Here is a 13,136-nt window from a genome sequence, read left to right as displayed (position 1 = left end):
AACTAACCTTTTAACTTGGTGTAACCTTGCGGTTGGACGTTAATTATACCATTTATCTCTAATTCTATTAACTCATTTTGTAAGCTCACTACATCCATTCCACTACGGGCTAAAATTGTTTCAAAACTGGTTAGATTATAGTCAATTAATGATAGCAAAGGGGATTGACTTTTAGCTGGGTAAGGTTGTGCTATAGCGGTTGATTGCAATAAATTTAATGCAGGAAATTCATTAATAATATCATCACTATTCAATATTAATTTTGCACCTTGTTGAATTAACTTTAAACAGCCACATGCTTGGGGGTTATCCACCGACCCAGGCAAAGCAAAGACTTCTCTATTTTGCTCTGCCGCATAACGTGCTGTAATTAATGAACCGCTTCTTAGCGATGCCTCTATCACCAAAGTCCCAAGACTTAAACCTGAGATAATACGATTACGTCTGGGAAAGTTACTTGGGTAGGCTGGCGTATCTGGCCAAAACTCTGAGATTAATAATCCTTTTTCACGAATCGCTGTGGCCAGTGAAGTATGGCGTTTAGGGTAGATATTATTTAAACCAGTTCCCAATACCGCAACCGTCGAACCGATTTCTGTTAAAGCACCTTGATGAGCCATGCCATCAACACCTATCGCTAACCCACTGGTAATGGTTAAACCTACTTTAGAGAGTTGCTGTGCTAGGTCATGAGCTTTTTCTTTGCCATAGGGTGTACAACTTCGACTCCCAATAATCGCTATTTGTGGGGAGTTTAATAAGGTTAAGTTACCTTGAGTGAATAATAATAACGGAGGGCTACTTATCTGTTTCAATAATGGAGGGTAACGTTGATCGCCATAGCTGATAATATTCCGATCATCTGCATTTTCTTGCCAATCTAAACAAGATTGAATATGTGCTTTATTAGGCTGTAAAAAAGCAGTGATTTGTTCGGGTTTGAGGTGAAGGGCCGTTAATTGTTGCTTATTAAGTTGAAAGAGTTGTTCAATTGAATAATGAGATAGGAGTGTGAAAATTTTACGCTTTTGAAGTGCTGGAATAGCATCAAGTGCTATCCAGCAATAAAGAGAATTTACAATGGCATCATGTTCAAATAGATTTTTTTGAATAACAACCTCTCTTAATTAAAGAGCAAGTAGTTTAAAATGCTAACCCTTCAATTTTGTATGTAGAACCAATAACATCATTACCACGCATGAGTATTGCGATACTTAAATTTTCATAAACTTTAAATACCATTAACTCACCAACACGTTCTGCTGGAAGTCTTAAATCCGCGTCGCCTAATTGGTCAAATGCATTACTATCTTCTTTATAAAGAATTTCTTCATCGTTTACTAATAATGCCTGTCCTGAACGTAAGATAGAAAACATTGAGCCGATTTGAATGTCGTCTTGTTTGCCTTTATCAATAACCACAATATCCCATTTACCAATCGCCGCAGAGTTGTTTACTGCTGCTAATATATTGCCTTTAGTACTTTTTGGCACTGGTTTAGGAATAAAGTAAGCAGGTATCGTTTCATACTCTGGAATTGCTATAATTAAGTCACCTTGACGCGCTTCTCGAGCACTCTTAATTAAATCATGTGGCGTTACTTTATCTGTCGTATCTACATTTGGACTTTGTGATACTTGTGATTGTCCGATAAAGATTAATTCAGTTCCTAAGTTTTTGCCAGTTGGTCCTTTATAATCTTTACCTAAACGATAAATACCATACAGTTTATTTTGATCATATTGGCCTTCTGCATAGAAAATATCACCTTCAAAGAAACGAGGGGAACCTACTGAGTCACCTAATAAACGAGGCGTTCCTTCTAATAAAACAGGATCAATAATGTGATCTTTCGATAGGAAGGCAGAAAGCATTTCTAATGGGATGATAGGAATCGCTTGGGTTTTTTCTTGTAAACGAGGAATTGGCGATAATTTTTTTAATCGTTTGCGAGTTAATCTAGGTTCTCCATCCACCCATATAAGATTTAAAATATCACCAGGGTAAATTAAGTCAGGGTTTTCTATTTGACTATTATTTTCCCATAAATGTGGCCATAACCACGGACTATTTAAAAATACAGATGAAATTCCCCAGAGAGTGTCGCCTTTTTTAACGGTATAAGTATCGGGATGATCTGCTTTTAGTTTAATTGTGTCCGCAAGTACCGCCATTGAAAGAGCTGCGCCAATAATAAACGATACAATAAGTTTTAATTTCATAACAATCCTTGCTCTGTGATTAATAAAACTGTTTTTTGTAAAAGGAAATGACTAGAATTAACTTTTTAACATTAATAATGAGCACAATAATACCATGCCTTTACTTGAAGTATTACATTTTCCAGACGAACGTCTAAGAACTATAGCAAAACCCGTTGAGGAAATTACACCAGAAATCAAACAATTTGCTTCAGATATGATTGAAACAATGTATGACGAAGATGGTGTAGGACTCGCAGCAACACAAGTTAACTTTCATCAACGTCTTGTTGTGATCGATGTTTCTGCTGAGCGTGACCAACCTCTTGTACTAATAAATCCAACTATTTTAGAGAGTGACGGTGTAGAGATCTCTGAAGAAGGTTGTTTATCTGTCCCTGAAACTAATGCTGAAGTTGAGCGTGCTGAGTTTGTTACTTTACAGTATCAAGATTTAGAAGGTGAAACACATGTTGTAAAAGCAGATGGTTTATTTGCTGTGTGTATTCAACATGAATTAGATCATTTAAAAGGTAAGTTGTTTATTGATTACCTATCGCCATTTAAGCAAAAACGCATTAAGGCTAAACTTGAAAAGCTTCAGCGTCAAAAAGAAAAATTCTCATAATTTATCATTATATTTGTTTAAGGTTGTTTCGTGGAAAAACTAAAAATAATTTTTGCAGGTACGCCTGATTTTGCTGCCAATCATTTACAAGCATTGATCGACGCTGAATTTGATGTCGTTGCTGTTTATAGCCAACCAGATCGTCCAGCAGGACGAGGTAAAAAGCTGACTGCAAGTGCAGTAAAAGAAGTTGCACTAGCGAATGATATTGCAGTTTACCAACCAGAGAATTTTAAACAGAGTGACAGTGTTGAACAACTTGCTGCATTAAATGCAGATTTAATGATTGTAGTTGCTTATGGTTTAATTTTACCAACGAGTGTATTAACCACTCCGCGTTTAGGGTGTTTAAATGTTCATGGATCATTATTACCAAGATGGCGAGGAGCTGCACCTTTCCAGCGTGCTATCTGGGCGGGTGATAAAGAAACGGGCGTGACCATAATGCAAATGGATGAAGGATTGGATACTGGCGATATGCTTAAAAAAGTAAATTGCCCAATTGATGCCGATGAAACCAGTGCTTCATTATATGCAAAAGTAGCAAAGCAGGCGCCCGCTGTTTTAATTGAAACTATTAATCAATTACAAGCAGGTGAATTGACAGCAGAGAAGCAAGATGAAAGCGAAGCGACTTATGCTAAAAAATTGAGCAAAGCAGAGGCGTTAATTAATTGGCAAGATGATGCTGACTTTATTGATCGCTGTATTCGCGCGTTTAACCCATGGCCAGTGAGTTATTTTGAATGGTCAGGGCAAGTCATTAAAGTTCATCAAGCTAAGATTGTTGATACAACGACTACCAAACCAGCAGGCACCATTGTAAGTGTTGATAAAAAGGGTATCCAAGTCGCGACTGGACAAGGTGTAATAAACTTAGAAGTGATTCAATTAGCAGGTAAAAAAGCGATGCCTGTGCAAGATGTCTTAAACTCTCGCCGAGAACTGTTTACAGTTTCTAGCAATTTACTCGAACAAGGTTAATAAAAAATGAATGTACGTGCGATTGCTGCGAAAGTGCTAAATCAAGTAGTAGAAAAGGGGCAATCGTTATCACAAGCATTGCCTGCTATTCAACAAGACCTCACCCCTAAAGACAAAGCCTTAGTACAAATGCTGTGTTACGGAGTATTACGTACTCTGCCTCGCTTAGATTTTTTCTGTCGCTCATTAATGAAAAAACCATTAACCGGTAAACAGCGTGATTTACACTTTCTGATTTTAGTGGGTATTTACCAATTATTGTATACACGTATTCCAAGCCATGCTGCTGTTGGAGAAACGGTTAATGGTGCAAAAGCGCTGAAAAAGCCAGCCTTAAAAGGCATGATTAATGGTGTGTTACGTAGTTTTTTGCGCGAACAGGAAAGCTTAATTGAGCAAGCAGATCAGCAACCGGCTTTATTATATTGTCATCCAAGTTGGTTAGTTAAACGTCTTCAAGCCGCTTATGGTGAAGAGAAAGCGGCACAAATCATGACGGATAATAATCAACAAGCGCCAATGTGGTTACGTGTAAATTCACGCTTTCATGATCGTGAACAATATCTTGCTTTGTTAACAGAGCAAGATAAAAAAGCAGACGTTGCAGAGTTTAATGACAATGCTTTATGTTTAGAAAATGCCTGTGATGTTTATCAGTTACCAGGATTCTCTGAAGGTTGGGTGTCAGTACAAGATGGCGCGGCACAATTAGCTGCTCATTATTTAGACGCACAACCTAATGATTTGGTGTTAGATGCTTGTTCTGCGCCTGGCGGTAAAACAGTTCATACATTAGAACTACAACCAAAGCTTAAACAAATGGTTGCCGTTGATTTTGATGAAAAGCGCTTATTACGTGTTAAAGAAAACTTAGCAAGATTAAATTTAGAAGCGACGGTTATCCACGGTGATGCCTCTAAACCAGATGACTGGTGGTCTGGTGAGCAATTTGACCGAATCTTATGTGATGCTCCATGTAGTGCCACAGGTGTTATTCGTCGTCATCCAGATATTCGTTGGTTAAGACGCGATAGTGATATTAGTGAATTAGTGTCGTTGCAAAAGAATATTTTGAGCGCATTATGGAAAAAATTGAAGCCGGGTGGTGTGTTGTTATATGCGACGTGTTCTATTTTGCCCGATGAAAATGATCTACAAATCAAAGGCTTTTTAGAAAGTACAAGTGATGCATCATTAATTCCACTATCTGCACAATATAATGAATCAACTAAAGGTCGCCAAATTTTGCCTAATGAGCAAAAAATGGATGGATTTTATTACGCGAAACTACAAAAAGCGTTATAAAAGAAAAAAATCAATCGATAAGCAGTGAGATGAAATGAAAATTATTATTTTAGGTGCAGGACAAGTTGGTGCTTCTTTAGCTGAAAACTTGGTTGGCGAAAATAACGATATCACCGTAGTTGATGAAAATCATGAAGCCTTACAAGAGCTACAAGATCGGTTTGATTTGCGCGTAGTGCAAGGTAGTGCTTCTAGCCCACATACATTGGGCGATGCTGGCGCTATTGATGCCGACATGTTAATTGCTGTGACTAACAGTGATGAAATTAATATGGTTGCCTGCCAAATTGCTTTTACGTTATTTAATGTACCTAAAAAAATAGCACGTATTCGATCTCAAAGTGTCGTGATGCATGAGAAAGAACTCTTTAATAAAGACGCTTTTCCGATTGACCATATCATTGCACCTGAAAAGTTAGTAAGTGATTACATCGCCCAGCTAATAGAGTACCCAGGCGCTCTACAAGTTGCTAACTTTGCCAATGGTAAGGTTGGCCTAGTGGCGATTCGTGCTTATTATGGTGGTTCTTTAGTTGGTAACGCTATTTCTGCTTTAAAAGAACATATGCCTAATATCGAAGCGCGTGTAGCGGCTATTTTTAGACGTGGTAAAGCAATTCGCCCTCAAGGGACAACCATTATTGAAGCCGATGATGAAGTGTTCTTTATTACAGCGAGCCCTAATATTCGCGCGATCATGGGGGAAATGCAAAAACTTGAACATCCTTATAAACGTATCATGATTGTTGGCGGTGGTTATATCGGTGAAAGCTTAGCGAAACGCTTAGAAAAAGAAAACTCAGTGAAACTGATTGAGAAAAATTACAGCCGCGCAGAGTATTTATCTGAAACTTTATCGAATACAATCGTTTTTTGTGGTGACTCGTCAGATCAAGATTTACTATTAGAAGAACATATCGATCAAACAGATTTATTTATTACCGTCACCAATGATGATGAAGCGAATATCATGTCTGCGATGTTGGCAAAGCGTCTAGGTGCACGTAAAGCCATGGTATTGATTCAACGAACTGCTTACGTCGATCTAATCCAAGGCAATATCCTTGATATTGCAATATCGCCGCAACAAGCAACATTATCAGCCTTACTCACTCATGTACGTAAAGCCGACTTAAAACACGTTTATTCATTACGAGAAGGTCTGGCAGAAGCGATTGAAATTGTGGCGCGAGGCGACAACATGACCTCTAAAGTAGTGGGTAAAGAGATTTCTCAGTTAAAACTACCAAAAGGAACCAGTGTTGGTGCGATTGTGCGCGATGAACAGGTACTGATTGCACATGATGATACGGTAATAGAAACCGATGATCACGTGATCTTGTTCTTAGTGAACAAAAAATATATCAGTGATATTGAGAAACTATTCCAACCAAGCCCATTCTTCTTGTAAGAGATAGCAGATGAACTACCGTCCGCTATTTTTTATCACGGGATTGGTACTGTCAAAAATGGCAGTCTTTATGTATTTCCCCATGATATTGGCCTTTTACTATCACTCTTTTGGAGGGATGGAGTTTTTAGCGTCAATTATCATTACACACTTAGCATCGATCGTTTTCTTATACCTTGGTGGTGAAACTAACCGCTCCCATTTGGGAGTAAAAGAAATGTTTATGTTAACCACTGGTGTGTGGATATTAGCCAGCTTATTTGCAGCATTACCTTTTGTTTTTATTGAACATATTAGCTATAGCGATGCCTTTTTTGAAACCATGTCAGGTATCACTACTACGGGGAGTACTGTCTTATCTGGCTTAGATACTATGCATCCAAGTATTCTTTTATGGCGTTCGATTCTACAATGGTTAGGCGGTGTGGGTTTCATTGTTATGGGGGTTGCTATATTGCCGTTTTTAAACGTCGGTGGTATGCGTTTATTCCAAACTGAATCATCTGATTGGTCTGATAAATCAGCCTCTAAAACACGTCGTGTTGCATTAGATATTTTATTGGTATACATATCTTTAACGGTTTGTTGTTTTATTGGTTATCGCTTCGCAGGCATGGAAAACTTTGATGCTGTAAATCATGCCATGACCACTATCTCTACTGGCGGATATTCAACCTCTGATAGCTCCATGGGGCATTTTTCAAAACTAGCTCATTGGAACGCAATCGTCTTTATGTTCCTAGGTGGTTTGCCATTTTTATTACTCATCCGTAGCATGCAACAAAAGTCATTTGGGCCATTATGGCGAGATGCTCAGATCCAAGGCTTTGCAAAACTAGTGATGTGTTGTTCATTAAGTTTAACCCTTTACTTGGTATTTACTGACCAATTTTCATGGGCAGATGCGCTCCGTTTAAGTGTGTTTAATGTGGTATCAGTTATTACCACTACTGGCTTTGGATTAGATGACTTCATTACTTGGGGCGATTTCAGCGTACTTATCTTTTCTGGTTTATTATTCACTGGTGCTTGTTCTGGCTCTACGGCTGGTGGTATTAAAATATTCCGTTTTCAAATAGCATTTAGCTTATTAAAACGTCAATTGATGTTATTAATGCACCCTCATGCACTTTTTCCGCAAAAATATAATAATCGCAAAGTTAGTGATGAAATTCTGCGTTCATTAGTTGCTTTTGTTATTGCTTATATGACCACTATTGCGGTTTCTACCTTACTACTGACGTTATTTGGATCTCATTCTATGGTGGCATTGAGCGCTTCCATTACCGCCGTTTCTAATGTTGGTCCTGGTCTAGTTGAGTCAATTGGTCCATCAGGTAACTTTGCAGCACTTCCTGCGCCTTCTAAATGGGTTTTATCGATTGGTATGCTAATGGGGCGTTTAGAGATTCTAACCGTTGCAGTGATGCTAACTCGTCATTTTTGGCGTCGTTAAATCAAGTTCGTACCATTAACTAACCACCAGCACTTTCATTTAATTAAATATGATTTTCAAGGTAAATGATGATTAATCAAAAACACCTAAATACCTTTATAAAATTAGTTGAAACTCAGCATTTTACTCAAACTGCCGAGCTGCTTTTTATGACTCAGCCCGGTGTGACTCAACATATTAAAAAACTTGAAAAACATTTTAATACTTTGCTATTAGCCCGTTATGGAAAACAATTTGAGTTGACATTAGCTGGTGAGAAACTTTACCAAACAGCATTAGCTATGCGGGGGCTAGAAGAACAGTTAAATGAACAAATTAACCATGATGAAATGACAAAAGGTGTTTGTTCTATTGCTTGTTCAGGCGCTTTAGCTAATTTTTTATACCCTCATTTTGTAGATCGACAAACTGAATACTCAGAATTAAATGTGTTTGTGGAAGCAGCACCCAATAAAAATATTATTGAGGACTTGTTAAATAATGATGTTGATCTAGGGGTTGTGACGATAGAGACTGTGCATGAGCAACTTAAGCAAACATTAATCGGTGTTGAAGAGTTGCAACTTGTACTACCAGCAATGGTTGATGTGGGTGAAGAATTTACATTTACTGATTTAAATAATATTGGCTTTATTAATCATCCTGATGGATTACATTTTGCAGAAAAAGTGTTGTCAGAAAATTTTAAAGCTGATTATAAAGGCCCCAATAGTTTGAATATTAAAGGCTATGTAAATCAGTTACAGCAAATATTGTTGCCGGTTGCTAAAGGAGTCGGTTTTACTATTTTACCAAGAAGAGCGATAGAGCAGTATCAACAACCATCATTACTACAAGTCTTATCGTTAGAAAACCTTATTCAAGACCCTCTGTACCTAACGCAAAAACGTTATCGTCAACTACCACGCCGTTATGATTGGTTTGAACATAAAATAAAGCAATTACTAAGTTAAGCCAGCGCCAGACAAGTAACAGCGAGTCTTCAACTGATTTCATTCCTTAATTTAACGTGACTTAACTGTAATTAGGTATCGCTCGGAAGTAGTTAATTTAAATCATCGAGTTTATCGTTATGTTCCGTAAGCTGATCTGCGATAGGGCGCTTAATAGGCACGCCTAAGCCTTTTAATTGCTCAGCTTGTTGTATGACATTACCTCGTCCAGAACTAAGCTGTTTGAATGCACTATGGTAGGTTTTTTGTGCTTTATCTATTTGCACACCAACTTCTAAGAAGTTATCACTGAATAAACGTAATTTATCGTATAACTTACTGGCTTGTTGCGCGATCAGTTGACCATTGTTTTCTTGACGCTGAAAACGCCATAGATTTTCAATGGTGCGCAGCGCAATCATTAAGTTGCTTGGGCTGGCTAATAAAATATTATTGTCTAAAGCTAATTGTACTAAGCTTGGGTCATGCTCTAAAGCGACAATAAAAGCAGGCTCTACAGCCACAAATAACAACACATAATCTAAAGTATTGGCACCAATTAAGTCTTGATAATCCTTTTTACCTAATCCTCTAATATGTTGTCTTATGGACAAGCAGTGCGCATCGATTGCTTGTTTCTGCTCGCCGACATCTTGACTATTGAAGTAGCGTTCATAAGCGACTAAAGAAACTTTAGAGTCGATAATAATATTGCGTTGCTGTGGCAAGTTAACAATCACATCAGGTAAGAATCGTTGACCTTTACTGTCTTTTAAATTTACTTGAGTGGCGTATTCATGCCCTTCTCGTAACCCTGAGTTTTCTAGAATGCGTTGCAAAACCACTTCACCCCAATTACCTTGCTGTTTATTATCGCCTTTTAATGCGTTTGTTAGGTTTTGAGTTTCTTGATGCATTAAATTGTTCAAATTAGCGAGCTGATCAATTTCACGTTTTAAATTAAAACGCTCTTTGCTCTCGTTGACGTAACAATCAGTGACCTGTTTTTTAAACCCTTCCAACTGTGTACTTAATGGATCTAACAACTGCTTAATAGATTGCTCATTCAATTGCTTAAACTGAGTAGATTTATCGTGAAAGATACGCTGCGATAATACTTCAAATTGTTGGCTTAACTTGGCCTCTGTTGCTTGCTGATCACGTAAACGTTGTTCGCCTGCTTGTAAACGAATGTCTGACTCTCTAACGCGTGTCGTTAACTTGCCAACTTGTGCTTGTAAGCTTTCATTATGTAGTGATAAGTCGTCTATTTTATTTTTTTGAGAGTCATTTTGTAGAGTTTGATGTTGTAGATTTTGTTCTGTGAGCTTTAAAGCGAGGTGTTGTTCAGCTAAGGTTTTTTTAGCGCGAGATAAGTTGCTGAAGGTAAACAATAAAACCATCAAAAGTAGAGTGGTTAAAATACTGATCAATAATATGCCATTGTTTGCTAATAAATCCGCAGACATTTTAATATTCCATCTTTTTTAATGCGCTGATCACATGAGGGTTAAGTCTGTTCCAGCAAAGTAAAAAAGCTAAATAAATAGCAAAAACAATCCACTTGTGTAAATTTTTACCCAGATCTAAATCCGCAAAAACAAAAGGTCCATAATAGGTATCTATTATTTTCACATAAATAGCCATAATCACAGGCAAGATCAAAACCGTTAATAATTTCCAAACCAAAGACAAAGCTTGAGTAAGAGGGGTATTTAACATGCACTTTCCAATCGATAATAGATGAACTGTAACTTTAAACAGTAATCAGATATAAGTGAATAGATAACTTTAAAAAGAGCTGGTTAGAGCAACAATCAATAACAGTATCAATATTAAACAATCAATGCATTATTATGCTGTTTTCTTTTTTAATATTGCCTATTTAGAGATAAAAATCGTATTTATGCATGTTTGTGCATATTTGTGCGTGATATTCATTAAAAAATGGATTAAAGTGCGTACCTAATTAAATTAAAACTAATATCAGGGGAAGTTTATGTGCGGTATCGTTGGTGCAGTTGCGCAAAGAGAAGTATCTGAAATTTTAATCGAAGGCCTAAAAAAATTAGAATATCGTGGTTATGACTCAGCCGGTGTAGCCATTGTTGATAGCGAAGGTAAATTAACTCGAGTTCGTCGTTTAGGTAAAGTGAAAGAATTAGCCGATGCCGTTGAAGGTATGCAAGCAATGGGCGGTACTGGTATTGCGCATACTCGTTGGGCAACACATGGTGAGCCCTCTGAAATTAATGCACATCCACACGTTTCTGCTGATATTTCTATTGTACACAACGGCATTATTGAAAATCATGAGCCACTACGTGAGTTATTACAACAACGTGGTTATGTTTTTAAGTCTCAAACTGATACTGAAGTGATCGCACATTTAGTTGAATGGGAATTAAGAACATCTACATCATTACGTGAAGCTGTTCAAAAAGCAGTGCCTCAATTAGAAGGTGCTTACGGTATGGTGGCGTTAGATAGTCGTGACCCGTCTCGTTTAGTGGTCGCACGTTCAGGCAGCCCGATTGTTATCGGTCATGGTATCGGTGAAAACTTCCTCGCATCAGATCAACTTGCACTATTAAATGTAACACGTCGTTTTACTTACCTTGAAGAAGGTGACGTAGCGGAAATCACACGCCGTGAAGTAAATATTTTTGATTTAAGTGGAAATGCCATTGAACGTGACGTGATTGAATCGACGGTTGAGCATGATGCTGGCAGTAAAGGTAAATACCGTCACTTTATGCAGAAAGAAATTTTTGAGCAACCAACTGCATTATTGAGTGCCTTAGAAGGTCGCATCAACGAAGATAGTATCGTTGTTGAAAGTATTGGCGCAGGTGCAAAAGAGATTTTATCTAAAGTACAACATGTTCAAATCATTGCTTGTGGTACGTCATATAACTCAGGCATGGCTGCTCGTTACTGGTTTGAATCACTCGCTGGTGTAAGTTGTGATGTTGAAATTGCCTCTGAATTCCGTTACCGCGACTTTGTAGTACGTCCAAATAGCTTATTACTCACACTTTCTCAATCAGGTGAAACTGCAGATACGCTAGCGGCGTTACGTTTAGCGAAAGAGAAAGGTTACATGTCTGCCATGTCAATTTGTAACGTATCTGGTTCTTCACTAGTACGTGAATCCGACCTCGCGTTTATGACACGTGCAGGGACTGAAATCGGCGTAGCATCAACAAAAGCATTTACTACACAACTTGCAGCTATGTTGATTCTGGTAACCGCTATTGGTAAAGAGCAAGGGACGATTAATAAGCAAAAAGAAACAGAAATTGTCCATGCTTTACATTCATTACCAGCACAAATTGAAAAAGCATTAGCGTTTGATAAAGAGATTGCAGCGTTAGCACCAGACTTTGCTGATAAACATCACACACTATTCTTAGGGCGTGGTGAGTACTACCCAATTGCAATGGAAGCGGCGTTAAAATTAAAAGAGATTTCTTATATTCATGCTGAAGCTTACGCAGCAGGAGAGCTAAAACATGGCCCATTAGCGTTAGTTGATGCAGATATGCCAGTGGTGGTTGTTGCACCAAACAATGATTTATTAGAAAAATTAAAATCAAACGTTGAAGAAGTACGCGCTCGTGGTGGTTTGTTATATGTATTCGCTGATGAAAACTCAGGCTTTGAAGCGTGTGATGGAATGAAAATTATTTCATTACCACATGTTGACCCTATCATTGCACCAATCTTCCACACTGTACCGATGCAATTACTGTCTTATCATATCGCTTTAATCAAAGGGACAGATGTAGACCAACCACGTAACCTAGCGAAAGCGGTAACAGTGGAATAAATACTTTAGAGGGAAACCTTGATTAAAGTGTATTTAAAAAACCGACAAAAGTCGGTTTTTTTAGCGCTATTTTTTGTTGCATACTTTAATGATGCTCTCTTCTAATTGTTCTTAAGTAACCTTCCTTTTCAATCATAAATTTTTTCGATAAATATTGAGCTTGTAAATGGTTAAGAGTCTCTGTTCGTTCAGCTCGGTTGTCATGCTTCGTCATTATTGGTGATGATAGTAAAGGCGTTGATGGCGCGAGTAATACGGATGGCATTCATGCTACTGCATTCAACTTAGGGAAGCTTACCCTCAAGGTGTGTTTATTGCTCAAGATTGGTATAATTTAAGCGATAAGTATCAGCCTTTAAACCAGCACTTTAAAATGGTTGATTAGC

12 protein-coding genes are annotated in these 13,136 nt (G+C 37.8%); 8 read left to right on the top strand and 4 right to left on the bottom strand.

The genetic code is table 11. The features are described 5' to 3' along the window. Positions 1–2 precede the first annotated feature (2 nt). Complete coding sequence (dprA, locus tag GQR59_RS17270; RefSeq protein ID WP_160065288.1) at positions 3–1,058, bottom strand: DNA-processing protein DprA; 1,056 nt, start codon at positions 1,056–1,058, stop codon at positions 3–5. Between the two features lie 85 nt (positions 1,059–1,143). Then, on the bottom strand, positions 1,144–2,223 hold the full coding sequence (locus tag GQR59_RS17265) for a LysM peptidoglycan-binding domain-containing protein (protein ID WP_160064748.1): 1,080 nt from the start codon (positions 2,221–2,223) through the stop codon (positions 1,144–1,146). Between the two features lie 94 nt (positions 2,224–2,317). On the opposite strand from GQR59_RS17265, the gene def reads away from it, so the two are divergent. The 6 genes from def to GQR59_RS17235 all read left to right on the top strand — a co-directional run bounded on the left by def (position 2,318) and on the right by GQR59_RS17235 (position 8,939). Further along, on the top strand, positions 2,318–2,830 hold the full coding sequence (gene def / locus GQR59_RS17260) for a peptide deformylase (RefSeq protein ID WP_160064746.1): 513 nt from the start codon (positions 2,318–2,320) through the stop codon (positions 2,828–2,830). Positions 2,831–2,860: 30 nt separating this feature from the next. Next, the gene (fmt, locus tag GQR59_RS17255) at positions 2,861–3,814 is read left to right on the top strand and encodes a methionyl-tRNA formyltransferase (RefSeq protein ID WP_160064744.1); all 954 of its coding nucleotides are present in this window, start codon (positions 2,861–2,863) and stop codon (positions 3,812–3,814) included. Between the two features lie 6 nt (positions 3,815–3,820). Next, complete coding sequence (gene rsmB, locus GQR59_RS17250) at positions 3,821–5,119, top strand: 16S rRNA (cytosine(967)-C(5))-methyltransferase RsmB (RefSeq protein WP_160064742.1); 1,299 nt, start codon at positions 3,821–3,823, stop codon at positions 5,117–5,119. Positions 5,120–5,153: 34 nt separating this feature from the next. Continuing rightward, a complete protein-coding gene (gene trkA / locus GQR59_RS17245; RefSeq protein WP_137297740.1) occupies positions 5,154–6,530 on the top strand; it encodes a Trk system potassium transporter TrkA in 1,377 nt (458 codons plus the stop codon). Positions 6,531–6,540: 10 nt separating this feature from the next. Next, entirely contained in the window at positions 6,541–7,986 is a 1,446-nt protein-coding gene (locus GQR59_RS17240; RefSeq protein WP_160064740.1) for a TrkH family potassium uptake protein, read from the top strand. 68 nt (positions 7,987–8,054) lie between these two features. Continuing rightward, positions 8,055–8,939 carry a LysR family transcriptional regulator gene (locus GQR59_RS17235; protein ID WP_236546802.1) on the top strand — a complete coding sequence of 295 codons (885 nt, stop codon included), beginning with the start codon at positions 8,055–8,057 and terminating at the stop codon, positions 8,937–8,939. A 92-nt stretch (positions 8,940–9,031) separates the two neighbouring features. Here GQR59_RS17235 and rmuC read toward each other — a convergent pair whose 3' ends face one another. Beyond that, positions 9,032–10,387 carry a DNA recombination protein RmuC gene (gene rmuC / locus GQR59_RS17230; protein ID WP_201288135.1) on the bottom strand — a complete coding sequence of 452 codons (1,356 nt, stop codon included), beginning with the start codon at positions 10,385–10,387 and terminating at the stop codon, positions 9,032–9,034. A gap of 1 nt (position 10,388) precedes the next feature. Further along, on the bottom strand, positions 10,389–10,640 hold the full coding sequence (locus tag GQR59_RS17225; RefSeq protein WP_160064736.1) for a hypothetical protein: 252 nt from the start codon (positions 10,638–10,640) through the stop codon (positions 10,389–10,391). 277 nt (positions 10,641–10,917) lie between these two features. On the opposite strand from GQR59_RS17225, the gene glmS reads away from it, so the two are divergent. Both glmS and GQR59_RS19055 read left to right on the top strand, forming a co-directional pair. After that, positions 10,918–12,750, top strand: coding sequence for a glutamine--fructose-6-phosphate transaminase (isomerizing) (glmS, locus tag GQR59_RS17220; protein WP_160064734.1), 1,833 nt, complete (start codon positions 10,918–10,920; stop codon positions 12,748–12,750). Positions 12,751–13,027: 277 nt separating this feature from the next. Continuing rightward, positions 13,028–13,135, top strand: a complete 108-nt coding sequence (locus GQR59_RS19055; RefSeq protein ID WP_201288164.1) for a phytase — start codon at positions 13,028–13,030, stop codon at positions 13,133–13,135. The last annotated feature ends 1 nt before the right edge of the window (position 13,136 follow it).

It is taken from the genome of Psychromonas sp. L1A2 (assembly GCF_009828855.1).
Lineage (GTDB): Bacteria > Pseudomonadota > Gammaproteobacteria > Enterobacterales > Psychromonadaceae > Psychromonas.
The sequence above is the reverse complement of the archived record's forward strand: the minus strand, read 5'-3'. Positions and strand labels throughout refer to the sequence as shown.

Coding starts and splice junctions, on each gene's coding strand:
- rmuC (WP_201288135.1), bottom strand. CDS start 10,387: ATGTCTGCGGATTTATTAGCAAACAATGGCATATTATTGATCAGTATT.
- GQR59_RS17240 (WP_160064740.1), top strand. CDS start 6,541: ATGAACTACCGTCCGCTATTTTTTATCACGGGATTGGTACTGTCAAAA.
- glmS (WP_160064734.1), top strand. CDS start 10,918: ATGTGCGGTATCGTTGGTGCAGTTGCGCAAAGAGAAGTATCTGAAATT.
- GQR59_RS17235 (WP_236546802.1), top strand. CDS start 8,055: ATGATTAATCAAAAACACCTAAATACCTTTATAAAATTAGTTGAAACT.
- GQR59_RS17225 (WP_160064736.1), bottom strand. CDS start 10,640: ATGTTAAATACCCCTCTTACTCAAGCTTTGTCTTTGGTTTGGAAATTA.
- GQR59_RS17265 (WP_160064748.1), bottom strand. CDS start 2,223: ATGAAATTAAAACTTATTGTATCGTTTATTATTGGCGCAGCTCTTTCA.
- def (WP_160064746.1), top strand. CDS start 2,318: ATGCCTTTACTTGAAGTATTACATTTTCCAGACGAACGTCTAAGAACT.
- rsmB (WP_160064742.1), top strand. CDS start 3,821: ATGAATGTACGTGCGATTGCTGCGAAAGTGCTAAATCAAGTAGTAGAA.
- trkA (WP_137297740.1), top strand. CDS start 5,154: ATGAAAATTATTATTTTAGGTGCAGGACAAGTTGGTGCTTCTTTAGCT.